Genomic DNA, 25,177 nt, shown 5'->3' with positions numbered 1-25,177 from the left:
GAGACTTATGCGAAAATCATTCTATACTTGGCTGATGACAGAGCGTAATCCTAAAAGTAATAGTCCCAAAGCAATTTTAGCGGATTTAGCTTTCGAGGAATCAGCTTTTCCAAAACATACCGATGATTTTGATCAAGTCAGTCGATTTTTAGAGGAACATGCCAGTTTTTCCTTTAATATGGGAGACTTTGATCGAATTTGGCAAGAATATCTAGAACATTAAGGCTACTAGATGGGGTTGGGGATAGTAATTTCTCAGCCTCTTTGCTATAATATAGTCATTCAGTTTATCTTTTACGAGGATTTTCCTTATTTTGACAAGTATTGTATACCGTTACGAATTGCCAGAATGATAGGATTTTTGAAAGTTATTTCATACTTAAAAGAGAACAAAAATTATAAAACGAAATAAAAGAATTAGAGAGGTTCTTTGTTTGAAGGAACATTCAATAGACATTCAGTTAAGTCATCCAGATGATTTATTTCATCTTTTTGGTTCTAATGAGCGCCACCTTCGTTTGATGGAGGATGAGTTATGTGTCATCATCCATGCTCGTACAGAGATTGTACAAGTCTTGGGAGAGGAGGCATCTTGTGAGGAAGCCCGACAAGTTATTCAAGCCTTGATGGTCTTGGTCAATCGTGGAATGACCGTTGGCACTCCGGATGTAGTGACAGCTATTACCATGGTTAAGAATAATGAAATCGATAAGTTTGTCGCCCTCTATGAAGAAGAAATTATCAAGGATAATACAGGTAAGCCCATCCGTGTTAAAACCCTGGGTCAAAAGCTTTATGTGGATAGTGTCAAGCAACACGATGTGACCTTTGGTATTGGGCCGGCAGGAACAGGTAAGACCTTCTTAGCAGTGACTTTGGCCGTAACAGCCCTCAAGCGTGGACAAGTCAAGCGAATCATACTGACACGTCCAGCAGTTGAAGCGGGAGAGAGCCTTGGATTTCTTCCAGGAGATCTCAAGGAAAAGGTGGATCCTTATCTTCGACCAGTCTACGATGCCTTATATCAGATTTTAGGAAAAGACCAAACAACTCGTCTCATGGAACGTGAAATTATTGAGATTGCACCTTTGGCCTATATGCGTGGACGTACCTTGGATGATGCCTTTGTCATTTTGGATGAAGCACAAAATACGACCATCATGCAGATGAAGATGTTCTTGACACGTTTAGGATTCAATTCAAAAATGATTGTCAATGGGGATATTAGCCAGATTGACCTACCTCGCAATGTTAAGTCAGGATTGATCGATGCCCAAGAAAAACTTAAGAACATTCATCAAATCGACTTTGTACATTTCTCAGCCAAGGATGTGGTTCGTCATCCAGTAGTCGCTCAGATTATTAGAGCCTATGAACCTCGACCTGTCAAAGATGAAGAAAATCAAGAAGAAACAGAATAGTAAAAAAGAGCAGTTGAAGAGCTGCTCTTAATTTTTTTGTAAAAACTCATATTAAACAAGTTCACTGATAGGTGTGAAGTCACGTTCCAATCCTTCTGCAACTGGTTGGCTGGTGAGGTAGCCTTGATAGGTTGTCACACCTTCGCATAAACCAGCATCTTCAAGGATAGCTTTCTTAAATCCTTTATCTGCCAAGGCTTCGATATAAGGAAGAGTCACATTTGTAAGGGCGATGGTAGATGTGCGAGCAACAGCTCCAGGAATATTAGCAACCGCGTAGTGAAGAACACCATGTTTTTCATAGACAGGTTCATCATGGGTTGTCACACGGTCAGCCGTTGCAATAACACCACCTTGGTCTACAGCAACGTCAACAATGACAGAGCCAGGACGCATTTGTTTGACCATTTCATCTGTCACCAATTTCGGAGCTTTGGCACCAGGAATCAAGACAGCACCGATAACAACGTCTGCTTCACGTACGCTTGCTTCGATATTAAATGGATTAGACATGAGGGTTTGGATTTGGTGGCCAAAGACATCTTCAAGTACAGAGAGACGTTTAGCGCTGATATCAAGAATAGTTACTTGAGCTCCTAAACCAAGAGCGATACGAGCTGCATGTGTTCCAACGACACCACCACCGATAATGGTTACTTTTCCTTTTGGAACACCAGGAACACCACCGAGTAGAACTCCTGAACCACCAGCTTGTTTAGTCAAGAAGTGTGCACCGATTTGGACTGCCATACGACCAGCAACCTCACTCATTGGAACCAATAGAGGGAGTTGTCCTTGAGTATCACGAACCGTTTCATAAGCAACACCAGTTGTTTTAGCTGCAAGCATAGCATCAGCTAATTCTGGGGCAGCAGCCATGTGCAAGTAGGTGAAGAGAAGTAAATCCTCACGCAAGAACTGGTACTCACTAGCAAGGGGTTCTTTTACTTTAACAACTAATTCTGCAGCCCAGGCTTCAGCAGCAGTTGCGACAATTTCTGCTCCTTGCTTTTCATAGTCAGCATCAGTAAATCCTGAACCAAGTCCAGCATTTGTTTCGATGAGGACTCGGTGACCACGACCAACAAGACTCTGTACACCAGCAGGTGTCAAAGCAACACGATTTTCATTATTTTTAATTTCCTTTGGAATTCCAATTAACATAGGATAACTCACTTTCTATTAAGCTGTTTCAATTTATGTATCACATCATTCGTCAGAGTTTTTGTGATGATTTTATTGTATATGAAACCGTTTTAAATTGCAAGAAAAACTTGTAAACCTATTTCTTTTATGTTATTCTTTTAGCAACCTATTTTAGGAGGTGCAATCATGGAATCACTATTTATCAAACTAGCTAAGCATCAAATTATCGAAACAGAACGCTTAGTGCTTAGACCTGTAACACTTGATGATGCAGAAGCCATGTTTGAATATGCTTCAAATAAAGAAAATACGCGCTATACTTTTCCAACCAATCAAAGTCTGGAGGAAACCAAGAATAATATTGCCCAGTTTTATCTAGCCAATCCATTGGGCCGATGGGGTATTGAACTAAAAAATAGTGGAGAGTTTATCGGAACTATTGACTTGCACAAGATCGATACTGTTCTAAAGAAGGCAGCCATTGGTTACATTATCCATCAAAAATATTGGAATCAAGGTTTGACAACTGAAGCCAATCGTGCCGTCATTAAACTGGCCTTTGAAGAAATTGGAATGAATAAGTTGACAGCCCTTCACGATAAGGATAATCCTGCTTCAGGAAAGGTTATGGAGAAATCAGGCATGCGCTTCTCTCACGAAGAACCTTATGCTCGTATGGACCAGCATGAAAAAGGTCGTATCGTGACAAGAGTGCATTATATCTTGACCAAGGAAGATTATTTTGCAAATAAGTAAGCAGTTGAAAAGATTTTTCAGCTGTTTTTTCTTTCTCTTACGAATAAAGTAAGAGAGGAGAAAATATGGAAGAACTTATTGAGAAAATCAAAGAATATAAAATCATTGTTATCTGTGCTGGTTTGGGTTTGGTCTTAGGTGGATTTTTCCTGCTTAACCCAGCTAGGCAAACACCTGCTAAGGAAACAAAGGTGCAGACTGAAGTTGTAGCTATTCCAAAGGATTCGACGGATGAAAAGGAAGATGGAAATCAGAAGGAAGAAGCAGTGGAGCAAGATCTAATTACTGTCGATGTCAAAGGTGCTGTCAAATCACCTGGAATCTATGATTTGCCAGTTGGAAGTCGTATCAATGATGCTGTCCAAAAAGCGGGCGGACTGACAGATAATGCTGATAGTAAGTCTATCAATCTTGCTCAGAGAATTAGTGACGAAGCACTTGTCTATGTTCCAACTAAGGAAGAAGCTACAAGCCAAGAGGCACATTCAAATGCTTCCAACACCAAAGACAATAAGAAAGTCAATCTTAATAAAGCTAGTTTAGAGGAACTGAAACAAGTTAAAGGCTTAGGTGCTAAACGTGCTCAAGACATTATTGACCATCGTGAATCCAATGGTAAATTTAAGTCAGTAGATGAGCTCAAAAAGGTTTCTGGTATTGGTGCAAAAACGATAGAAAAGTTAAAAGAGTATGTCACAGTGGATTAGTCGATTTCCTATCCCAAAAATCTATCTCAGTTTTCTTTTATTATGGCTCTACTATGCTATCTTTTCAGCAAGCTTTTTAGCACTTTTGGGCTTTGTCTTTTTACTTCTCTGCCTCTTTTTTCAATTTCCATGGAAAACTGTGACCAAGGTTCTCTTTGTTTGTGGTCTTTTTGGAAGCTGGTTTATATTTCAAAAATGGCAACAAGAAGAAGCGAGTCAGCATCTTGTTGACTCCGTTAATACGGTACGAATCTTGCCTGATACTATCAAGGTCAATGGAGATCGTTTATCCTTTCGTGGGAAGGCTGATGGCAGACTCTTTCAGGTCTATTATAAATTTCAGTCAGAGGCTGAAAAGGAAAGGTTTAAAGAGTTATCTGAACTGCATGAGATAGTAGTAAAAGGAAAGCTAGCTATTCCTCAAGGAGCAAATAATTTTGCTGGATTTGATTATCGAAACTATCTCAAAACAAAGGGTATTTATCAGACCTTAACTATATCGGAAATTGTCGAATTAAAGCAAATTTCTAGTTGGGATATAGGAGAAAATCTATCAAGCCTGAGGAGAAAAGCAGTTGTTTGGATAAAAAGGAATTTTCCCGACCCCATGCGCAATTATATGACAGGTCTGTTATTAGGTCACTTGGACACAGACTTTGAGGAAATGAATGAACTCTATTCCAGTCTAGGAATTATTCACCTTTTTGCTTTATCAGGAATGCAAGTAGGATTCTTTATGAATGCTTTTAAAAAGTCACTCTTGCGTTTGGGTTTGACTCAAGAGAAGTTCAAATGGTTAGCTTATCCATTTTCTTTGTTTTATGCAGGATTGACAGGATTTTCAGCATCTGTGATTAGAAGTCTGCTACAAAAAATCTTGTCCCAGCATGGTTTTAAGGGCTTGGATAACTTTGCTATGACAGTCCTCCTTTTGTTTATAGTCATGACAAACTTTTTCCTAACTGCTGGAGGAGTTCTTTCCTGCGCCTATGCCTTTATCCTGACAATGACTGGTGAGGAAGTAGAAGGAATAAAAGGTCTAGTGAGAGAGAGTTTCATTATTTCCTTAGGAATCCTGCCGATTTTGTCATTTTACTTTTCTGAATTTCAACCGTGGTCTATCCTCTTGACATTTGTCTTTTCATTCTTGTTTGACATGGTCCTATTGCCACTTTTATCGATTCTCTTCTGTCTGTCATTTATATATCCCATCACCCAGTTCAACTTTCTTTTTGAATGGCTTGAAAACATCATACGCTATATTTCTCAGCTATCTACTAGGCCCTTAGTTTTTGGTCAACCGAGTCTTTGGGTGCTGGTATCTCTGTTAATATCTTTGGCTCTTGTCTATGATCATCGTAAAAATTTGAAAAAAATACCGATCATTGTCCTATTTGTCCTAGCTCTCTTTTTTGTAATCAAACATCCACTGGAAAATGAAATCACAGTTTTAGCTATGAACCAAGGAAGGAGTACTTTTTTGAGGGATATGACTGGAAAGACTATCCTGATTGATGTTGGAAGGGAGAAAGAGAGTGAAAAGAAAGAGGTCTGGCAGGAGAAATTTTCATCAAGCACTGCCCAGCGCAACTTGATTCCCTATCTGAAAAGTCGAGGTGTGTCTAAGATTGACCAGCTGGTTTTAACTACTAGTGATGCTCAGCAACTCGGAAACCTACGAGAGCTAACTAAGGCTTTTGAAATAGATGAAGTGTTATTGCCAGAGGGTATTTTAGAGCAAAAGGATTTTATAGAAAAGTTGAAGACTAGTAAGGTCAAGGTAGGATCCATTAAGAAGGTAGAAGACTTATCTATCTTTGGCAGTAGATTAGAGGTGGGCTATCTAAGCAGAGATAAATCTGGAGAGAATTCGGACTCCCTGTTTCTCCATGGAAAACTCTTAAATCAAACCTTTCTTTTAGCTAATAATATCAAGGAAAAGGAGTTATCTAAGCAATATCCAAATCTACAAGTAGATGTTGTCATAACTGACCAAACGGCTTCAAAAGGTCAATCAGATCTGGAGAATTTCAATATGCTAAATCCTAACATAACTATCATTTCAGCAGATCAGAAGAAAAACTTTAAAACTCAACACCAAGCTAGTGTGCTAAAAAAGAGAGACAAGATTAGTAAGGTTCACCATACCAACCAGCAAGGTGCCATTCGTTTTAAGGGATGGACTACTTGGAATGTTGAAACTATTCAATAACGTTTTCCATTAAAACTGAAAATTAAAATTGTCTAAACATTCATTCAAGGCTTGATTTTGAACCCTGTTTACTATAAAATAGTTAAGATTGGTGTCAAACTTTTATATTGCAAATAGGAGAAAAAATGACAAAAACTTTGAAACGTCCTGAGGTTCTATCACCTGCAGGAACTTTAGAAAAACTAAAAGTAGCAGTTCAATACGGAGCAGATGCAGTATTCATCGGTGGTCAGGCCTATGGTCTACGTAGCCGTGCGGGTAACTTCACTTTCGAACAGATGGAAGAAGGAGTTCAGTTTGCGGCTAAGTATGGCGCTAAAGTGTATGTAGCAGCTAATATGGTTATGCACGAAGGAAATGAAGAAGGTGCCGGAGAATGGTTCCGTAAGTTACGTGATATTGGTATTGCAGCGGTTATCGTTTCTGATCCTGCCTTGATCATGATTGCGGCAACAGAAGCACCAGGACTTGAAATCCACCTTTCAACCCAAGCTAGTGCGACCAACTATGAAACTCTTGAGTTCTGGAAAGAACTTGGCTTGACTCGTGTCGTATTGGCACGTGAGGTTTCCATGGAAGAACTGGCAGAAATTCGTAAACGTACAGATGTGGAGATTGAGGCCTTTGTCCACGGAGCGATGTGTATCTCCTACTCTGGTCGTTGTACCCTTTCTAACCACATGAGTATGCGTGATGCCAACCGTGGTGGATGTTCACAATCTTGTCGTTGGAAATACGATCTTTACGACATGCCATTCGGTAAAGAACGTAAGAGCCTCAAGGGAGAAATTCCTGAAGAATTCTCCATGTCAGCTGTTGATATGTCTATGATTGATCATATCCCAGATATGATTGAAAATGGTGTGGACAGTCTGAAGATTGAGGGTCGTATGAAGTCCATCCACTACGTTTCAACAGTGACAAACTGCTACAAGGCGGCGGTTGACGCTTATCTTGAGAGCCCTGAAAAATTTGAGGCCATCAAACAAGATTTGGTAGATGAAATGTGGAAGGTAGCCCAACGTGAATTGGCTACAGGTTTCTACTACGGAACTCCATCTGAAAACGAGCAACTGTTTGGTGCTCGTCGTAAGATTCCTGAATACAAGTTTGTTGCGGAAGTAGTAGCTTATGATGAGGCAACACAAACAGCAACTATTCGTCAACGTAATGTTATCAATGAAGGTGACCAAGTTGAGTTCTACGGACCTGGCTTCCGTCATTTTGAAACTTATATCGAAGACCTTCACGATGCCAAAGGTAACAAGATTGACCGTGCACCAAATCCAATGGAACTTTTGACTATCAAGGTTCCCCAACCAGTACAAGCTGGTGATATGGTCCGTGCTTTGAAAGAAGGTCTGATTAATCTTTACAAAGAAGATGGAACAAGCGTCACAGTTCGTGCCTAGATAAGGAAAAATCAATGCTTCAAGCTCAGGGATTACTAGTAGACGATGAAAGCAGATGTGTTCATTACCATAGTGACAAAGATATCGTAGCCCTTCAGTGCTATGACTGTAAGAAATACTACGCCTGTTATCAGTGTCATAATGCACTAGAAAAGCACACATTTTCTCCTTATCCTTTAAGTCTGACTCTGGATAAGCCCATCTTATGTGGCTCCTGTAAGCAGACACTAACGTATGAGGAGTATAAAAAGAAAGGCAACTGTCCTTATTGTGAAGCTCAATTTAATCCAGCTTGCCAGAGCCATCATTCATATTATTTTAAATAATAAAAGGTAAATCCAGGTTTTGAAACTTGGATCTTTTCTTTTCAGAAAAATAGGAAAGATAAGGAAAAAATATGAAATGACATTAAAAATTTCTATATAATTGCCTTGAAAATCGTAAAAATAGAAATAAATGATTAGAAACGCTTTCAATACTAGTAAAAAGTTGACAAAAGCAAATTTTAGGACTAAACTAGGGAAGTAAATTTAATTAAAAAAAGGAGAATTCGTCATGAATTTAACATTTTTCGGACTTTGTCTTGCCTGTATGGGTGTATCTATTGCTGAAGGAATGATTATGAGTAATCTCTTCAAGTCTGCCGCTCGTCAACCTGAAATTATCGACCAATTACGTAGCCTTTTAATTCTTGGTGTTGCCTTTGTAGAAGGTACCTTCTTTGTAACCCTAGCGATGGCATTTGTCATTAAATAGACAACTCTATTTAGAAATGGAGGTGTCAAACCATGGAAGAAAGTTTGAATCCAACCGTTAATATTGGACCAATATCCTTTGATTTGACCCTGCTTGCCATGTCTCTTGTAACTGTTTTGATGGTTTTTGCCTTTGTCTATTGGGCAAGTCGAAAAATGACCATCCGTCCCAAGGGCAAACAAAATGCTCTTGAGATGATTTATGACTTTGTGGTTAGTTTTGCAAAACCAAACATTGGAGATTCATACATCAAGGACTATTCCTTGTTCCTATTTTCTCTATTCTTGTTTATCTTGGTTGCCAATAATATTGGTTTAATGGCAAAAGTACAAACAACAAACGGTTATAACTTGTGGACTTCTCCAACAGCCAACCTTGGATACGATTTATCCCTCTCATTATTGATCACTTTGATTGCTCATGTAGAAGGAGTGCGTCGTAGAGGCGTTAAAGAATATTTGAGAGCATTTGTTACACCTGGCTTTATGACTCCGATGAACATTTTAGAAGAGTTCACCAATTTTGCCTCTTTGGCGATTCGGATTTACGGAAATATCTTTGCCGGTGAGGTCTTAGCAGGATTGCTATTGGCCTTGTCACAACATGCCTTGTATTGGTATCCTTTTGCCTTTATTGCAAACATGTTATGGACAGCATTTTCGATTTTCATTTCATGTATTCAAGCTTATGTATTTACTATGTTGTCATCTATGTACATTGGTAAAAAAATAAATGAAGGGGAAGAGTAAGTAGAGGAGGATTAGAAGATGGATTTAACTATTAGTACCATTATTGGTGACTTTATTCTGATCGCTGGTTCCTTCCTTTTATTGATCTTTTTAGTGAATAAATATGCTTGGGGAAATATTACCAGTGTCTTAGATGAACGCGCTGAAAAGATTTCTTCAGATATTGATGGTGCCGAGGAAGCCCGTAAAAAGGCAGAGGAACTTGCTAGCAAACGCGAAGCTGAGTTAGCAGGTAGCCGTACCGAAGCTAAAACGATTATAGAGAATGCAAAGGAAACAGCTGAGAAAAGTAAAGCTGATATTTTGGCTGAAGCTAAACTTGAAGCAGGGCGCTTAAAAGAAAAAGCCAACCAAGAAATTGCTCAAAATAAAGCTGAAGCTTTACAAAGTGTTAAGGGAGATGTTGCAGACTTGACAATTAGTCTAGCTGGAAAAATTATCTCTCAAAACCTTGACGGTCAGGCCCATAAAGAACTCATTGATCAGTATATCGATCAGCTAGGAGAAGCTTAATGGACAAAAAGACTCTAAAGGTAATTGAAAAATACAGCATGCCTTTTGTCCAATTGGTGATTGAAAAAGGAGAAGAAGACTCTATTTTTTCAGACTTGTCTCAAATCAAGCAAGTAGCTGAAGAAACAGGCTTACCTTCTTTTTTAGCTCAGGTGGCAGTAGATGAGTCGGATAAAGAAAAAACGGTTCGTTTTTTCCAGGACTCTGTGTCACCTTTAGTACAAAACTTTATCGAGGTTCTACTTTACAATCACAGATCAAACCTGTTTTATGATGTGATTGTAGATTGCTTGAATCGTCTTGAAAAAGAAACCAATCGTTTTGAAGTGACTATTTTGTCTGCACATCCTTTGACTGATGAACAGAAAGAACGACTAATTCCTCTAATCGAGAAAAAGATGTCTCTAAAAGTTCGTAGCATTAAGGAAAAAATTGACGATAGTTTAATCGGTGGTTTTGTTATTTTTGCCAATCACAAGACAATTGATGTGAGTATTAAACAACAACTTAAAGTTGTTAAGGAAAATTTGAAATAGAAAGTGGTGTTCTTTTGGCAATTAACGCACAAGAAATCAGCGCTTTAATTAAGCAACAAATTGAAAATTTCAAACCCAATTTTGATGTGACTGAAACAGGTGTTGTAACCTATATTGGTGACGGGATTGCGCGTGCTCATGGTCTTGAAAATGCCATGAGTGGTGAGCTGTTGATTTTTGAAAATGGCTCTTATGGTATGGCGCAAAACTTGGAATCAACAGATGTCGGTATTATCATCCTTGGGGACTTTACAGATATCCGTGAAGGCGATACAATTCGTCGTACAGGGAAAATCATGGAAGTTCCAGTTGGTGATAGCTTGATTGGACGTGTAGTCGATCCCCTTGGTCGTCCTGTAGACGGTTTGGGTCCGATTAACACAGACAAGACTCGTCCAGTTGAAGCACCAGCTCCTGGTGTTATGCAACGTAAGTCTGTCTCAGAACCATTGCAAACAGGTTTGAAAGCTATTGACGCCCTTGTTCCAATCGGTCGTGGCCAACGTGAGTTAATCATTGGTGACCGTCAAACAGGGAAGACAACTATCGCTATTGACGCTATCTTGAACCAAAAAGGTCAAGATATGATTTGTATCTATGTAGCGATTGGACAAAAAGAATCAACAGTTCGTACACAAGTAGAAACACTTCGTCAGTACGGTGCCTTGGATTACACAATCGTTGTGACAGCCTCAGCTTCACAACCTTCTCCATTGCTCTTCCTTGCTCCTTATGCAGGGGTTGCTATGGCAGAGGAGTTCATGTATCAAGGTAAGCATGTGTTGATTGTTTATGATGACCTTTCAAAACAAGCGGTAGCTTATCGTGAACTTTCTCTCTTGCTTCGCCGTCCACCAGGTCGTGAGGCCTTCCCAGGGGATGTCTTCTACCTTCACAGTCGTCTACTTGAGCGTTCTGCTAAAGTTTCAGATGAGCTTGGCGGTGGATCTATCACGGCTCTTCCATTTATCGAGACCCAAGCAGGAGATATCTCAGCCTATATCGCCACAAACGTAATCTCTATTACGGATGGACAAATCTTCCTAAGTGATAGTCTCTTCAATGCGGGTATTCGTCCAGCTATTGATGCGGGTTCTTCAGTATCTCGTGTAGGTGGTTCAGCTCAGATTAAAGCCATGAAGAAAGTTGCTGGTACTCTTCGTATCGACCTTGCTTCATACCGTGAGTTGGAAGCCTTCACTAAGTTTGGTTCAGACTTGGATGCTGCTACTCAGGCTAAATTGAATCGTGGACGTCGTACTGTAGAAGTATTGAAACAACCAGTTCATAAACCACTACCTGTTGAGAAACAAGTAACCATTCTGTATGCCTTGACTCATGGATTCTTGGATACTATATCAGTTGATGATATTGTTCGTTTTGAGGAAGAATTCCATGCCTTCTTTGATGCGCAACATCCAGAGATTTTGGAAACTATTCGTGAAACAAAAGACTTGCCAGAAGAAGCGGTCTTGGATGCTGCGATTACTGAGTTTCTCAACCAATCCAGCTTCCAATAAGAATAGAGGTGTCAGATGGCAGTATCTCTAAATGATATTAAAACAAAAATCGCCTCAACGAAAAATACTAGTCAAATTACTAACGCGATGCAGATGGTTTCTGCAGCTAAGTTAGGTCGCTCTGAAGAAGCTGCACGCAACTTCCAGATTTATGCTCAAAAAGTCCGTAAACTCCTTACAGATATCCTTCACGGAGATGGTGCCGGCGGATCAACAAATCCAATGTTGATTAGCCGCCCGGTCAAGAAAACAGGCTATATCGTCATTACATCTGACCGTGGTCTTGTTGGAGGATATAATTCTTCCATCTTGAAAGCAGTCATGGAAATTCAGCAAGAATACCATCCTTCAGGTGATGACTTTGAGGTCATCTGTATTGGTGGTATGGGAGCAGACTTCTTTAAAGCTCGTGGGATTCAGCCAATTTATGAATTGCGTGGTCTAGCCAGTCAACCAAGCTTCGATGAAGTTCGCAAGATTATTTCAAAAACTATTGAAATGTACCAAAATGAACTTTTCGATGAGCTCTATGTTTGCTACAATCACCACGTGAATACACTGACAAGTCAAATGCGTGTTGAGCAGATGCTTCCAATTGTCGACTTGGATCCAAATGAAGCAGATGACAACTATAGCCTGACCTTTGAGCTAGAGACTAGCCGTGAAGAAATCTTGGATCAACTATTGCCACAGTTTGCAGAAAGTATGATTTACGGTGCTATTATCGATGCCAAGACAGCTGAAAATGCGGCAGGGATGACAGCTATGCAAACAGCGACAGATAATGCTAAAAAAGTTATCAATGATTTGACCATTCAGTATAACCGTGCCAGACAGGCGGCGATTACACAAGAAATCACAGAAATTGTGGCAGGAGCTAGTGCTTTAGAATAGGCTCTAGTCCAGCTCGTATGAAAATGAACTTATACTCAATGAAAATCAAAAAGCAAACTAGGAAGCTAGCCGCAGGTTGCTCAAAGCACTGCTTTGAGGTTGTAGCTGAAACTGACGATGTCAGTAATCATATATACGGTAAGGCGACGCTGACGTGGTTTGAATTTGATTTTCGAAGAGTATTAGGACCTAGCTGAGCTAGGAACCGGTAGTATCTTATATAGAATAGGAGAAGTAGATGAGTTCAGGTAAAATTGCTCAGGTTATCGGTCCCGTTGTAGACGTCATGTTTGCAGCAGGTGAGAAACTACCAGAGATTAATAATGCACTTGTCGTCTACAAAAATGACGAAAGAAAAACAAAAATCGTCCTTGAAGTAGCCTTGGAGTTGGGAGATGGTATGGTTCGTACCATCGCTATGGAATCAACTGATGGCTTGACCCGTGGTTTGGAAGTATTGGACACAGGTCGTCCAATCTCAGTACCAGTTGGGAAAGAAACTCTAGGACGTGTCTTCAACGTTTTGGGAGATACCATTGACTTGGAAGCTCCTTTTGATGAAGATGCAGAGCGTCAGCCAATTCATAAAAAAGCACCAACTTTTGATGAATTGTCTACCTCTTCAGAAATTCTAGAAACTGGGATCAAGGTTATCGACCTTCTTGCCCCTTACCTTAAAGGTGGTAAGGTCGGACTCTTCGGTGGTGCCGGAGTTGGTAAGACCGTATTGATCCAAGAGTTGATTCACAACATTGCACAAGAACACGGTGGTATCTCAGTATTTACTGGTGTTGGGGAACGTACTCGTGAAGGGAATGACCTATACTGGGAAATGAAAGAATCAGGCGTTATCGAAAAAACAGCCATGGTATTTGGTCAGATGAATGAGCCACCAGGAGCACGTATGCGTGTTGCCCTTACTGGTTTGACAATCGCTGAATACTTCCGTGATGTAGAAGGTCAAGACGTTCTTCTCTTCATTGACAACATTTTCCGTTTCACACAAGCTGGTTCAGAAGTATCTGCCCTTTTGGGTCGTATGCCTTCAGCCGTTGGTTATCAACCAACCCTCGCAACAGAAATGGGTCAATTGCAAGAACGTATCACGTCAACTAAGAAGGGTTCTGTAACCTCTATCCAGGCTATCTATGTGCCAGCGGATGACTATACTGACCCAGCGCCAGCAACAGCCTTCGCTCACTTGGACTCAACAACTAACTTGGAACGTAAATTGCTTCAATTGGGGATTTACCCAGCCGTTGACCCACTTGCTTCCAGCTCACGTGCCTTGGCACCTGAAATTGTTGGAGAGGAGCACTACGCAGTTGCTGCTGAGGTTAAACGTGTCCTTCAACGTTACCATGAATTGCAAGATATCATTGCTATCCTTGGTATGGATGAACTTTCTGATGAAGAAAAGACCTTGGTTGCACGTGCCCGTCGTATCCAGTTCTTCTTGTCTCAGAACTTCAACGTTGCCGAACAATTTACTGGTCAACCTGGTTCTTATGTACCAGTAGCGGAAACAGTTCGTGGCTTTAAGGAAATCCTTGAAGGAAAACATGACCAGTTACCAGAAGATGCCTTCCGTGGTGTCGGTTCAATCGAAGATGTTATTGCTAAGGCAGAGAAAATGGGATTTTAAGAGGTGATCTATGGCTCAGTTAACCGTCCAGATCGTGACACCAGATGGCCTCGTCTATGATCACCATGCCAGCTTTGTATCGGTACGAACTCTGGATGGTGAGATGGGGATCTTGCCACGACATGAAAATATGATTGCGGTTCTAGCAGTTGATGAAGTAAAGGTTAAACGCATCGATGATGATACTCATGTGAACTGGATTGCAGTGAATGGAGGTGTCATTGAAATTGCAAATGATTTGATTACCATTGTTGCAGATTCAGCTGAGCGTGCTCGTGATATTGATGTTAGCCGTGCAGAACGCGCTAAACGTCGCGCTGAGCAAGAAATCGAAGAAGCACATGACAAGCATTTGATTGACCAAGAACGTCGTGCGAAGATTGCACTGCAACGTGCCATTAACCGTATTAATGTCGGAAATAGACTATAAGAAAAAAATGAACTTGAGTTACCAAGTTCATTTTTTATGTTTTCTTAAGGAGCAAAACTGATGCAGACTGCTTCTGGTACATGGAAGTCATTAGAAAGTTCTGCTAGACGTCCAGTTTCAGAATTGCGTTTAAAGACGGTTGCATTGTCAGAGTCTTGATGGACAGCAATGACAAATTCTTGGTCTGGTGTCAAATCAAAATCACGTGGAGTCTGACCATGTGTCGGAACGATTTCTAACAACTCTAAGCTACCGTCCGCAAGGATTGTATATACTGCGATAGAATCATGGCCACGGTTAGAAGCGTAGAGGTATTTACCATCTTTAGAGAGATGAATAGCAGCAGTACCATTAAAGCCTTCATAACCGTCTGGTAGAGTTGAAATGACTTGCATGCGTTCAAATTCGCCAACACCATCGTAGATTAGAACTTCAATAGTGCTATTGAGTTCACAAATGAGATAAGCAATTTTATAGTGGTTATGGAAAACGATATGACGAGAACCAGCTCCAGGAATACTATTGTAGGTATAGAGCTTAGATAATTTCCCTTCTTGATCAAGGTCATAAGTGATGACTTGGTCAGTACCCAAATCACAGGTCACTAGATAGTGGTCAGGTGTTAAATCTGTAAAGTGAACGTGGGGAGAAGCTTGATTTTCATGAGGACCATGACCGCTATGTTGAACAACGTCAGTTAATTCAAGACTGCCATCTTCTTTACGTTTATAAACCAGAACTTGTCCCTTGTGATAGTTAGCACCATATACTAGACCACGTTTCTCATCGACAGCCACATAACAGTGAGGTGCACCTTCAGCTACAACATGGTTTAGTAAAGTACCATCAGTTTGATAGGCAGCAATTCCCCCTTGTCCCTCTTTGCTACCGACAGTGTATAGGTGATTTTCTTGATCAAATGCAAGATAGGTAGGACTTGGTTCAGCAGCAAAGAGTTTAAGATTGGATAATTGCCCAGTTTCTGTATCAAAATCAGCTTGATAAATCCCTTGGGATAAACGACGTGTGTAGGTTCCAAAATAAATTGTTTCAATCATATCTATACCTCTAAATAAAGATGTTTCTATTATATCATAAATTAGGAGACCTGAAGAAAATAGATAAAAAAGTATGAAACTTCTAAGTATAAAATCAGTAAAATATAAGATGGATTTTTTAAAGTTTTCAATGGTTACTCCACACTTTTAAAACAGTTTATTCCTTGTAAAAATGGTATAATGAAAAGACAAAGGAAAGGAAGTAGATATGGAACAAAAAGAGAAACATTTTAATTTATCCTGGTTTTTTAAATGGTTTTTAGATAATAAGGCTGTTACAGTTTTTTTGGTAACCTTATTACTAGGTCTGAATATTTTTATTTTAAGTAAGATTAGTTTTTTATTTATCCCTGTCGTTGATTTTTTATCAGTGGTCATGTTGCCTGTTATTTTATCAGGATTGCTTTTTTATTTGTTAAATCCACTGGTAGATTTGATGGAGAAGTACAAGATAAATCGTGTCTTATCCATTAGTATTATCTTTGTCATTATTGGCATACTCTTGATTATTGGTCTGGCCGTTGCGATTCCAAATCTTCAACGTCAAGTGGTTATTTTTGCGCAAAATGTACCAAATTATCTCGAAGATGCTGACAGAGTTATTGATGATCTTGTAACCAAACGTCTACCAGATGACTTTAGACCTCAACTGGAACAGGTTCTAGCTCAATTCTCAACACAAGCAACTGCTTGGGCAAGTAATATTTCTTCAAAAGCTGTGAACTGGGTTAGTGCTCTTATTAGCGGAACTTCACAAGTCATTGTCGCTCTAATTATTATGCCGTTTATGCTCTTTTATCTCCTTAGAGACGGAAAAGGTTTAAGAGATCATGTCACTCAATTCTTACCAAATAAATTGAGAGAACCAGTAGGTAAGGTTCTATCAGAAGTAAACCAACAACTAGCTAACTACGTTAGAGGACAAATTACTGTTGCTGTTATCGTGGCGATTATGTTTATCATCTTCTTTAAAATTATTGGTTTGAGATATGCGGTGACCCTTGGTATTACTGCTGGGGTTTTAAATCTTATCCCTTATCTTGGAAGTTTCCTTGCCATGATACCAGCTCTGGTACTAGGCTTAATTGCTGGACCAGTTATGCTCTTGAAAGTTATTATTGTTTTTATCGTAGAGCAGACAATTGAAGGTCGATTTGTATCTCCATTGATTTTAGGTAGTCAACTCAATATTCATCCAATCACGATTCTATTTGTTCTGTTGACTTCTGGTTCTATGTTTGGTGTTTGGGGAGTCCTATTAGGAATTCCTGTCTATGCTTCAGCAAAAGTTGTTATTTCAGCGATTTTTGAATGGTATAAAAAAGTTAGTGGTCTGTATGAGTTAGAAGAGGAGGTCGAAGGTGAGCAATAGTCAAGAAATGCTTGAAGCTTTGGATCAGCAAGATTTAATAAGAGCTGATCATTATTTTCAAAAAGCATTGGTAGAAGACTCGGATGATCTTCTTCTGGAACTAGCTTATTATCTAGAAGGTATTGGTTTTTATCCTCAAGCTCGTCAAATTTATGAAAAACTTGCTCCAGTTTTTCCAGAGGTAAATCTGAATCTAGCTAGTATCTCAAGCGAAGACGGACAAATTGAAGAAGCGTTTGCCTATCTAGAAGAAATTCAACCCAATAGCGATTCTTATGTATCTGCGCTTGTTTTAAAGGCTGATTTCTATCAAATGGAAGGCTTGACGGATGTCGCTCGAGAGAAGCTCTTAGAAGCTCTTCATTACTCTGATGATCCGCTACTGACGTTCGGGTTAGCAGAGCTAGATAGTGAACTAGGAAACGATTTAGAAGCGATTAAAGGCTATGCTCAACTGGATAACCGTGACATATATGAACAGACAGGGATTTCGACTTATCAGCGGATTGGAACTGCCTATGCTCGACTTGGAAAGTTTGAATCAGCCATAGAGTTTTTAGAAAAAGCTTTAGAGTTAGAGTATGAAGATCAAACTGCTTTTGAATTAGCGAGTCTCTACTTTGACCAAGAGGAATATCAAAAGGCAGTTTTATATTTTAAACAGTTAGATACTATTTCTCCAGATTTTGAAGGTTATGAATATGGCTATAGCCAGGCTCTACATAAGGAACATCAAACTGAGCAAGCTTTACAGATAGCTCAACAAGGTTTGGAAAAAAATCCTTTCGAAACACGTTTGCTACTCCTGGCTTCACAATTATCTTACGAATTGCATCAACCTGAGCAAGCGGAAGCTTATCTTCTTCAAGCTCAAGAAGATGCAGAGGACCAAGAGGAAATCCTCTTGCGACTAGCAACCCTGTATCAGGAGCAAGAACGGTATGAGGATATTTTAGACCTAGAAGTTTATGAGCCAGAAAATCTCTTGACTAAGTGGATGATTGCACGGAGTTACCAAGAAACTGAAGATTTGGATTCTGCCTATGAATTTTATCAGGTGTTGGTTGCAGAACTCAAGGAAAACCCAGAGTTTTTAGAACAATACATTCATCTACTACGCGAGCTTGGAAAATTTGAAGAAGCAAAAGAGCAGATTCAACACTATCTCAAGTTGGTTCCCGATGACATACAGATGCAAGATTTGTATGAACGTTTATTATGATACTAAAATAGTCGTCTTAGCAGGCGACTATTTTTATAAAATGAAAGATTTAAAAATCTATAAATTCCAACATAAAAATGAATAGATACAGTATGAATTTTTAGTTATTTTTTGATATAATTGTTATAGTTAAATTGAAAAAATTCACTTAAAAAGTGAAACATAGAAAGATTTGAATTATGACACAAGTAAAAATCGTAACAGATTCTTCTGTTACCATTGAACCAGAAGTGGTCAAAGAATTAAATATTACCATCGTTCCGCTCTCTGTAATGATTGATAGTGTTCTTTATTCGGATGCTGATCTTGAAGAAGGGGAATTTCTTCGCTTGATGAAAGCGAGTAAAAATCTGCCTAAAACAAGTCAACCTCCAGTTGGACTCTTTGCTGAAATCTTTGATGAGTTGAGTAAAGACGGTAGTCAAATTTTAGCTATTCATATGTCTCATGCCTTATCAGGAACTGTCGAAGCAGCTCGTCAGGGTGCCAGCCTATCGACTGCTAAAGTAACTGTAGTAGATAGTTCTTTTACAGACCAAGCCCTGAAATTTCAAGTGGTTGAAGCAGCTAGATTGGCTCAAGAAGGGCAAGACATAGAAACAATTGTGGCTCATGTTGAAGAAGTCAAGAAAAATACAGAGCTCTACATCGGTGTTTCTACCTTGGAAAACCTTGTTAAAGGTGGACGTATTGGCCGTGTGACAGGTCTTCTAAGCTCTCTATTAAATATCCGTGTAGTTATGGAGATGAAGGATGACGAATTGCAACCAATTGTTAAAGGACGTGGAGCTAAGACCTTTAAGAAATGGTTGGATGAACTAGTTTCAAAATTGTCAGAACGTTCTGTTGCCGAAATTGGTATTTCCTATTCTGGAACTAGAGATTGGGCAGAAGAGATGAAAGAAATCCTACAACCATTCGTAGAAAAACCAATCTCTGTTTTAGAAACAGGGTCGATTATTCAGACCCATACAGGTGAAAATGCTTGGGCTATTTTGATCAGATATGAGCTCTAAAAAAATAAAGAAAATAGCAAGAAATAGCGTTTTTGACTTGACCTACAAGAGAATTTAGGATATGATTGTAATTGTTAATTAGAAATTATTTGGAGGAATTATTAACATGGCAAACAAACAAGATTTGATCGCTAAAGTAGCAGAAGCTACAGAATTGACTAAGAAAGATTCAGCAGCAGCAGTGGATGCTGTATTTGCAGCAGTAGCTGATTACCTTGCAGCTGGTGAAAAAGTTCAATTGATCGGTTTTGGTAATTTCGAAGTTCGTGAGCGTGCAGCACGTAAAGGTCGCAACCCACAAACTGGTAAAGAAATCACTATCGCAGCATCAAAAGTTCCAGCATTCAAAGCTGGTAAAGCTCTTAAAGACGCTGTTAAATAATGAATTTAGAAAAAGCCCATTGTATCAAGCTTTCTAGCTTGGTCGATAGGCTTTTTTTGTAGTTTTGGGGCAAAAAGGGGGCAGGAGAGAACAGTCTCTTTTATGCCAGTTATGAATTCTAAGCTATACCCATTGGTAAGATTGATGAAGCTGAGAAAGCTATCTCAAGTTAGACTTGCAAAGAAAAGATTTAGGCCACCATCCATACAATTGGCACTAAATGGATAGCAAACAAGGATGGTGAGAAGAGTTTCCTTTCAAGCACTGAGCCCTTTATAGAATTTCTTGACAGAGTTATTGAAAGGGTTTACAATTATATAAAAGAAGTTAGGAGGAAAGGAAGATGATTATTTCAACTACGGGAATTGAAGGCAAGAAAATCCTAGCCTACAAAGGAATCGTCTTTGGTGAAGTGGTTGCTGGCGTTAATATGTTCAAAGATATGGCTGCTGGCTTCCGTAATGTTTTTGGAGGACGAGCTAGTAGTTATGAAGGCGAGTTGACTCAAGCAAGAGAAGAAGCTCTAGCAGAAATGATGGAGCGTGCAAGTGAACGAGGAGCAAATGCTATTATAGGTATAAAAATGGACTATGAAACTTTAGGTGCTGAAAATGGTATGCTGATGGTAACTTGTAGTGGTACAGCAGTTGTGGTTGACTTCTAATTTGAAGAAACAAAAAAAGAACAGTCGGAACTGTTCTTTTTGTAATTATTTGAGACCGTATTTTTTGTTGAAACGATCCACGCGTCCATCTGCTTGAGTGAACTTTTGACGTCCAGTGTAGAATGGGTGTGAGTCTGATGAAATTTCCACACGGATCAATGGGTAAGTTTCGCCTTCGAACTCAACAGTTTCGTTAGAGCGTTTTGTTGAACCGCTAAGGAATTGGTAACCAGTAGTTGTGTCCATGAAGACAACTGGGCGATATTCTGGATGGATATCTTTTTTCATTTTGCAATATTTCCTTTCTGCCATGGTCTCTTTGCGAGCCATAGATTGTTACCATACTAGTCTATCAGATTCTGATAAGTTTGGCAAGCTTTTTATCTATTTTTTCAGTAAGTTTTTTAATTTTTGATAGATAACTTCATTTTCCTCTAGGCTATAGGAGTTAGCACCACTTGCAAGTGGGTGACCTCCACCATCATGTTCTTTTGCAACACCATTGATAGGAACGAATTTACTGCGAAGTCGAACGCGATAGTGGCCATCTGCTTGTTCCACAAATATTACCCAAAGATTAACTGTATCGATACGGCCTGGAGCTCCAACAATGGCTGCTGTTTCTGCATCTGTTACCTGATATGTTTTTAGAATTTCTTGAGTCAGTAAGACACGTGCGACACCATTTTCATCAACTTCTAGGTGATCATAGACATAACCTTGAAGTTTAGCAATTTTAAAGCTCATAGTGTCCATTTTACGTGTTAATTCAGCATAGTCAAAGTTATGTTCTCTAAGTTGACTTGCTATACGAAGAGTACGTGCAGAAGTTGATGGATAAAGGAAACGGCCTGTATCACCAATAATTCCAGCACAGAGCATTTTAGCAGCGTAGTCGGATAATTCTAGGTTAGTTGCTTCAGCAAAGAGAGCAATCATCTCACTGGCACTGCTAGAGTTGGTATCTACCCAAACAAGATCTCCATAGACTTCGTCATTTGGATGGTGATCAATTTTAATAATGATTTCAGCATTAGTATAACGTTTATCATCGATACGAGCGGTATTTGCTGTATCACATATGATAGAAAGCGCACCTTGATAATCCTTGTCTTCTACCTGATCCATCTTTGTAAGCCATGTTAGGGTTGGCTCATCATAACCAACTACCTTGATTTTTTTTTCTGGGAAATGGTGTTCCAGAAGTGCTTTGAGTCCAACCTGACTTCCTAAGGCATCAGGATCTGGTTTCATGTGACGGTGAATGATGATGGTATCGTATGCTTTAATTTTTTCTAAAATTTGATGGCAAATTTCCATAAGTGACCTCAATTCTTTCTTATTTCATTGTAGCACAAGAGTTTTTATTTTTAAAATGAAAAAGATGTGATATAATGGAGAAAGATAAATTGAGGAGGACGATATGGCATTAGCAAAAATTGTATTTGCCAGTATGACCGGTAATACCGAAGAAATTGCAGATATTGTAGCAGATAAATTGCGTGAGTTGGGCTTAGAGGTGGATGTTGATGAGTGTACAACTGTTGACGCATCTGATTTTCTTGAAGCAGATATCGCAATCGTTGCAACCTACACATACGGTGATGGAGAGTTACCAGATGAGATGATGGACTTCTACGAAGACCTAGCAGATCTTAATTTGAGTGGTAAAATCTACGGTGTGGTAGGATCAGGCGATACTTTCTACGATGAGTTCTGCAAAGCTGTTGATGACTTTGATCGTGTATTTGTGGCATCAGGAGCTGAAAAGGGATCAGAGTGCGTAAAAGTGGATCTCTCTGCAGAAGAAGAAGATATTGAACGCTTGGAACAATTTGCAGAAGAATTGGCTGCTAAAGTAGGATAAAGATCTGACTGTGCTGGCTAAACAAGGTTGGTGCAGTCTTTTTCATTTCTTAGCAGTTTCTTTTTTGCGCCACTTTGAAGAAGACTTTTGTATAAAACCATGAAATAAAAAAGGAGACGAGATGGATTTGGAAGTTATTCGTCAACAGATAGATCAAGTTGACCAAGAATTAGTTGGCCTTTTAGAAAAACGTATGACCTTAGTAGATCAGGTGGTGACCTTTAAAAAAACTTCAGGAAAGCCAGTCTTTGATAGTAAAAGAGAGGGCATAATATTTGAGAAAGTAAGAAATCGTGTAGAGGATAAGCAGTATCAGGAGACGATAGTTGCGACTTTTTCGGATATTCTCAAACGTTCGCGCGATTATCAGGGTAAAAATATCAAATGAAAAAAGAACAATTCTATCCGTTAGGAATTTTTCTAGCTGCCATGTTGGGTGGGCTTGTCCGATATCTGATTTCTATATGGTTGCCAGCCAGCCCAGATTTTCCATGGGGGACTCTTTTCGCTAACTATCTAGGAATTTTCTGCTTAGTTTATCTTGTCAAAGGTTATTTGGTTTATAAGGGAAGCAGTAAAGGTGTCATTTTAGCGCTTGGAACTGGCTTTTGTGGCGGGCTGACCACTTTTTCTAGCCTCATGTTAGATGGCGTAAAATTACTGGATACAGGTTCTTACCTAAGTCTAGCAATCTATCTAGTTTTGAGCATTGGTGGAGGGCTTTTATTGGCTTATTGTTTAGGGAGGAAGAAATGGTAATCATTTATCTAGCACTTGCTTGTGGAGTCGGCGCACTTGTCCGTTATTTCCTTTCTAGCCTCAATCAAGAGAGGGTTTTACCACTAGGAACACTTCTTGCAAATCTTTTAGGTTGTTTTTTAATTGGTTTATTCTATAATTATGTGGAAGATAAAGGGCTCTATGCTATTCTTGCTACAGGTTTTTGTGGAGGTCTAACCACTTTTTCAACCTTAAATGATGAACTCCAGAGACTGTTGAGCGATAGGAAAGTATTTTTCAGCTATTATTTCTTAACTTACTTCGGTGGTTTGGTAGCGATTTTTTTAGGAATTTTGCTATAAATTTCTTTACTTCTTCTGGGAAATTTGGTAAACTGTATATTGTGTGTAATGGACGCACAAAAATACAGTTTATCCGCTGAGGAAGTTTCCTCAAGATTGACAAAGATAGGAGAATAAAATGAATCCATTAATCCAAAGCTTGACAGAAGGTCAACTTCGTACTGATATCCCATCATTCCGTCCTGGTGACACTGTTCGTGTACACGCGAAAGTTGTCGAAGGTAACCGTGAACGTATCCAGATTTTTGAAGGTGTTGTTATTGCACGTAAAGGTGCTGGCATCTCTGAAAACTACACAGTTCGTAAAATCTCTAACGGTGTAGGTGTTGAGCGTATCTTCCCAATCCACACTCCACGTGTTGAAAAGATCGAAGTTGTTCGTTACGGTAAAGTACGTCGTGCGAAATTGTACTACTTGCGTGCTCTTCAAGGTAAAGCAGCTCGTATCAAAGAAATCCGTCGTTAATTCGACTAAAAAACTCTGCTCATTCGGCAGAGTTTTTCTCTAGCTCCCTTAGTTCAATGGATATAACAACTCCCTCCTAAGGAGTAGTTGCAGGTTCGATTCCTGCAGGGGGCATTTTTAGTAATGTAAAGAAAGACAAAGAAAATTCAAAATGTTTATTTAAAGGCAATTATCACAAGTTCATTTTTAAAAATAATTTAGTATTTTTTATTTTTTTGACCAAATCATGACCAAATTTTGACCAAAAAATATATTTTGGTCAATGATTATAGAATAAAGTAGATCAGGAAGCTGGTCTATTTTATTATTTATTCGTATTGAATTACAGTACTAAAGGTGATACAATGACTATACTTAAAACAATGTGTAGATGAATACAATCTGTAATATTGATAAATTTGAAAATTTCAATAAATAAATTTAAGAACTAGTAAGGAAAGGAGTCGAAAGTCAGAATTAGCTTTTGAACAGGGAATTATAGAAGAAATTTATGTAATGAGAATTACTGAACGTTAATGAAATTGGTGTATATTATGAAAAAATTATCTTTAATTCTAGCGTCTTTAATTACAGCACTGCTATTTTTGATAGGATCTGTTCGAGCAGATATTGTTATTCCAGATAGACCTTCTAATGGTATTTATGATCCAAATCATTATTTATCAAGTGTTGTTTCAGATAGACTAAGAGAATTAAATAGTAAATCTGATACTCAGATTGCTATTTATATAGTTGATAGCTTGGAAGGTGAATCTTTAGAAAAGTCAGCAAATACGATTGCCAGATCATGGAAAATTGGCTATTCGGATTCAAATAAGGGTGCATTATTGTTGATTGCTATAAAAGATAGAAAGTTTCGTATTGAAACTTCTAATCACTTGGCTGCTACGTTGACCGATGCAAAGACTAAGAAAATATTAGATGCCTCTCGTGATAAGATGCGAGCCAAAGACTATGACGGAGCTGTTATTGATATTATAGAAAGTATTTCGTCTCATGAATATAGTATAAGCACGGTTCCTATAGAAAAGAATAATCCTTTACTAGGATTCGTTAAAAAAGCATGGCGAAAAGTAGAAAGTGGTATTATATGGGTGGGAATCATCTCTATCGTTACTTTATTAATTTCGGCTTTTGTTTATTTATCAGATTTTTTTATGTATGGAACTTCTTCAAATAGAAAAAGAAAATCTAATAAAATGTATGAAGGTTCTGATAAATTGTATCCTTATGATACTGCTTTTTTAAATGATGGATCCTGGTCTCAAAAAGAATTCCCCAATTGTCAAGTCAAGTGCAACAAAGTTGTTCCTCTGATTAAGCGAGTATCTTTCAAGCTGTTTGAGCTGAC

At 38.9% G+C, this 25,177-nt stretch carries 30 protein-coding genes and 1 tRNA gene; 27 read left to right on the top strand and 4 right to left on the bottom strand.

All coding sequences use genetic code 11. The features are described from left to right. Window positions 1-7: 7 nt before the first annotated feature. Both K1I67_RS04535 and K1I67_RS04530 read left to right on the top strand, forming a co-directional pair. Window positions 8-223, top strand: coding sequence for a YozE family protein (locus K1I67_RS04535; RefSeq protein WP_001232087.1), 216 nt, complete (start codon window positions 8-10; stop codon window positions 221-223). Window positions 224-434: 211 nt separating this feature from the next. Then, window positions 435-1,421 (top strand): PhoH family protein, encoded by a 987-nt coding sequence (locus tag K1I67_RS04530; protein WP_223338994.1) that lies wholly within the window; start codon window positions 435-437, stop codon window positions 1,419-1,421. Between the two features lie 51 nt (window positions 1,422-1,472). Here the strand turns inward: K1I67_RS04530 and ald are convergent, their stop codons facing one another. Continuing rightward, window positions 1,473-2,585, bottom strand: a complete 1,113-nt coding sequence (gene ald, locus K1I67_RS04525) for an alanine dehydrogenase (protein WP_223338992.1) — start codon at window positions 2,583-2,585, stop codon at window positions 1,473-1,475. 168 nt (window positions 2,586-2,753) lie between these two features. On the opposite strand from ald, the gene K1I67_RS04520 reads away from it, so the two are divergent. The 13 genes from K1I67_RS04520 (at window position 2,754) to K1I67_RS04460 (ending at window position 14,697) form a co-directional block, all read left to right on the top strand. Further along, window positions 2,754-3,323 (top strand): GNAT family N-acetyltransferase, encoded by a 570-nt coding sequence (locus K1I67_RS04520; RefSeq protein ID WP_223338991.1) that lies wholly within the window; start codon window positions 2,754-2,756, stop codon window positions 3,321-3,323. Between the two features lie 65 nt (window positions 3,324-3,388). After that, window positions 3,389-4,030, top strand: coding sequence for a helix-hairpin-helix domain-containing protein (locus K1I67_RS04515; RefSeq protein ID WP_223338989.1), 642 nt, complete (start codon window positions 3,389-3,391; stop codon window positions 4,028-4,030). After that, complete coding sequence (locus K1I67_RS04510) at window positions 4,014-6,242, top strand: ComEC/Rec2 family competence protein (RefSeq protein WP_223338987.1); 2,229 nt, start codon at window positions 4,014-4,016, stop codon at window positions 6,240-6,242. The genes K1I67_RS04515 and K1I67_RS04510 overlap by 17 nt, the downstream gene beginning before the upstream one ends. A 125-nt stretch (window positions 6,243-6,367) precedes the next feature. Continuing rightward, window positions 6,368-7,654: a peptidase U32 family protein gene (locus K1I67_RS04505; protein ID WP_223338985.1), complete on the top strand. Its 1,287-nt coding sequence runs from the start codon at window positions 6,368-6,370 to the stop codon at window positions 7,652-7,654. Between the two features lie 14 nt (window positions 7,655-7,668). Continuing rightward, window positions 7,669-7,980, top strand: coding sequence for a CHY zinc finger protein (locus tag K1I67_RS04500; protein WP_223338982.1), 312 nt, complete (start codon window positions 7,669-7,671; stop codon window positions 7,978-7,980). A gap of 229 nt (window positions 7,981-8,209) precedes the next feature. Continuing rightward, window positions 8,210-8,410 carry a F0F1 ATP synthase subunit C gene (locus K1I67_RS04495; RefSeq protein WP_061863189.1) on the top strand — a complete coding sequence of 67 codons (201 nt, stop codon included), beginning with the start codon at window positions 8,210-8,212 and terminating at the stop codon, window positions 8,408-8,410. A gap of 32 nt (window positions 8,411-8,442) precedes the next feature. Further along, on the top strand, window positions 8,443-9,159 hold the full coding sequence (gene atpB / locus K1I67_RS04490; RefSeq protein ID WP_004253312.1) for a F0F1 ATP synthase subunit A: 717 nt from the start codon (window positions 8,443-8,445) through the stop codon (window positions 9,157-9,159). Between the two features lie 18 nt (window positions 9,160-9,177). Next, window positions 9,178-9,672 carry a F0F1 ATP synthase subunit B gene (atpF, locus tag K1I67_RS04485; RefSeq protein WP_223338980.1) on the top strand — a complete coding sequence of 165 codons (495 nt, stop codon included), beginning with the start codon at window positions 9,178-9,180 and terminating at the stop codon, window positions 9,670-9,672. Next, on the top strand, window positions 9,672-10,208 hold the full coding sequence (locus tag K1I67_RS04480; protein ID WP_223338978.1) for a F0F1 ATP synthase subunit delta: 537 nt from the start codon (window positions 9,672-9,674) through the stop codon (window positions 10,206-10,208). The genes atpF and K1I67_RS04480 overlap by 1 nt, the downstream gene beginning before the upstream one ends. A gap of 14 nt (window positions 10,209-10,222) precedes the next feature. Beyond that, a complete protein-coding gene (atpA, locus tag K1I67_RS04475; RefSeq protein ID WP_004253321.1) occupies window positions 10,223-11,728 on the top strand; it encodes a F0F1 ATP synthase subunit alpha in 1,506 nt (501 codons plus the stop codon). A 15-nt stretch (window positions 11,729-11,743) separates the two neighbouring features. Beyond that, on the top strand, window positions 11,744-12,622 hold the full coding sequence (locus K1I67_RS04470; protein WP_223338977.1) for a F0F1 ATP synthase subunit gamma: 879 nt from the start codon (window positions 11,744-11,746) through the stop codon (window positions 12,620-12,622). A gap of 238 nt (window positions 12,623-12,860) precedes the next feature. Then, window positions 12,861-14,267: a F0F1 ATP synthase subunit beta gene (atpD, locus tag K1I67_RS04465; protein WP_223338976.1), complete on the top strand. Its 1,407-nt coding sequence runs from the start codon at window positions 12,861-12,863 to the stop codon at window positions 14,265-14,267. Window positions 14,268-14,277: 10 nt separating this feature from the next. Then, on the top strand, window positions 14,278-14,697 hold the full coding sequence (locus K1I67_RS04460; protein WP_223338975.1) for a F0F1 ATP synthase subunit epsilon: 420 nt from the start codon (window positions 14,278-14,280) through the stop codon (window positions 14,695-14,697). 44 nt (window positions 14,698-14,741) lie between these two features. Here K1I67_RS04460 and K1I67_RS04455 read toward each other — a convergent pair whose 3' ends face one another. Beyond that, window positions 14,742-15,755, bottom strand: coding sequence for a lactonase family protein (locus tag K1I67_RS04455; protein ID WP_223338974.1), 1,014 nt, complete (start codon window positions 15,753-15,755; stop codon window positions 14,742-14,744). 208 nt (window positions 15,756-15,963) lie between these two features. Between K1I67_RS04455 and K1I67_RS04450 the strand changes: the two genes are divergently transcribed. The 5 genes from K1I67_RS04450 to K1I67_RS04430 all read left to right on the top strand — a co-directional run bounded on the left by K1I67_RS04450 (window position 15,964) and on the right by K1I67_RS04430 (window position 20,411). Beyond that, a complete protein-coding gene (locus tag K1I67_RS04450) occupies window positions 15,964-17,127 on the top strand; it encodes an AI-2E family transporter (protein WP_000435438.1) in 1,164 nt (387 codons plus the stop codon). Next, window positions 17,117-18,349: a tetratricopeptide repeat protein gene (locus tag K1I67_RS04445; RefSeq protein WP_223338973.1), complete on the top strand. Its 1,233-nt coding sequence runs from the start codon at window positions 17,117-17,119 to the stop codon at window positions 18,347-18,349. Before K1I67_RS04450 ends, K1I67_RS04445 begins: the two co-directional genes overlap by 11 nt. A 179-nt stretch (window positions 18,350-18,528) precedes the next feature. Then, on the top strand, window positions 18,529-19,365 hold the full coding sequence (locus K1I67_RS04440; protein WP_223338972.1) for a DegV family protein: 837 nt from the start codon (window positions 18,529-18,531) through the stop codon (window positions 19,363-19,365). Between the two features lie 106 nt (window positions 19,366-19,471). Then, window positions 19,472-19,747, top strand: coding sequence for an HU family DNA-binding protein (locus K1I67_RS04435; protein WP_001284633.1), 276 nt, complete (start codon window positions 19,472-19,474; stop codon window positions 19,745-19,747). Between the two features lie 343 nt (window positions 19,748-20,090). Continuing rightward, on the top strand, window positions 20,091-20,411 hold the full coding sequence (locus tag K1I67_RS04430; RefSeq protein WP_223338971.1) for a heavy metal-binding domain-containing protein: 321 nt from the start codon (window positions 20,091-20,093) through the stop codon (window positions 20,409-20,411). A gap of 45 nt (window positions 20,412-20,456) precedes the next feature. Here the strand turns inward: K1I67_RS04430 and K1I67_RS04425 are convergent, their stop codons facing one another. Together K1I67_RS04425 and K1I67_RS04420 are read right to left on the bottom strand one after the other, a co-directional pair. Further along, window positions 20,457-20,699 carry a type B 50S ribosomal protein L31 gene (locus tag K1I67_RS04425; RefSeq protein ID WP_000710764.1) on the bottom strand — a complete coding sequence of 81 codons (243 nt, stop codon included), beginning with the start codon at window positions 20,697-20,699 and terminating at the stop codon, window positions 20,457-20,459. Between the two features lie 96 nt (window positions 20,700-20,795). Continuing rightward, window positions 20,796-21,731, bottom strand: coding sequence for a DHH family phosphoesterase (locus K1I67_RS04420; protein ID WP_223338970.1), 936 nt, complete (start codon window positions 21,729-21,731; stop codon window positions 20,796-20,798). A 103-nt stretch (window positions 21,732-21,834) separates the two neighbouring features. Here K1I67_RS04420 and K1I67_RS04415 point away from each other — a divergent pair, with 103 nt between their 5' ends. The 7 genes from K1I67_RS04415 to K1I67_RS04385 all read left to right on the top strand — a co-directional run. Beyond that, window positions 21,835-22,278, top strand: a complete 444-nt coding sequence (locus K1I67_RS04415; RefSeq protein ID WP_223338969.1) for a flavodoxin — start codon at window positions 21,835-21,837, stop codon at window positions 22,276-22,278. 121 nt (window positions 22,279-22,399) lie between these two features. Then, window positions 22,400-22,666 (top strand): chorismate mutase, encoded by a 267-nt coding sequence (locus tag K1I67_RS04410; RefSeq protein WP_223338968.1) that lies wholly within the window; start codon window positions 22,400-22,402, stop codon window positions 22,664-22,666. Beyond that, window positions 22,663-23,037: a fluoride efflux transporter CrcB gene (gene crcB / locus K1I67_RS04405; RefSeq protein ID WP_223338967.1), complete on the top strand. Its 375-nt coding sequence runs from the start codon at window positions 22,663-22,665 to the stop codon at window positions 23,035-23,037. The genes K1I67_RS04410 and crcB (K1I67_RS04405) overlap by 4 nt, the downstream gene beginning before the upstream one ends. Then, window positions 23,031-23,360, top strand: a complete 330-nt coding sequence (crcB, locus tag K1I67_RS04400) for a fluoride efflux transporter CrcB (RefSeq protein ID WP_223338966.1) — start codon at window positions 23,031-23,033, stop codon at window positions 23,358-23,360. Before crcB (K1I67_RS04405) ends, crcB (K1I67_RS04400) begins: the two co-directional genes overlap by 7 nt. 118 nt (window positions 23,361-23,478) lie before the next feature. Further along, complete coding sequence (gene rplS, locus K1I67_RS04395) at window positions 23,479-23,826, top strand: 50S ribosomal protein L19 (RefSeq protein ID WP_001068669.1); 348 nt, start codon at window positions 23,479-23,481, stop codon at window positions 23,824-23,826. Window positions 23,827-23,868: 42 nt separating this feature from the next. Further along, window positions 23,869-23,940: transfer RNA gene (locus K1I67_RS04390), tRNA-Arg, on the top strand. A 419-nt stretch (window positions 23,941-24,359) separates the two neighbouring features. Continuing rightward, window positions 24,360-25,177, top strand: an 818-nt coding sequence (locus K1I67_RS04385) for a TPM domain-containing protein (RefSeq protein WP_223338965.1), incomplete at its 3' end; no start/stop codon positions are given.

It is taken from the genome of Streptococcus infantis (assembly GCF_019929575.1).
In the GTDB taxonomy this organism is placed as follows: Bacteria; Bacillota; Bacilli; order Lactobacillales; family Streptococcaceae; genus Streptococcus; species Streptococcus infantis_L.
This window is presented reverse-complemented; position numbering and strand designations above follow the sequence as displayed.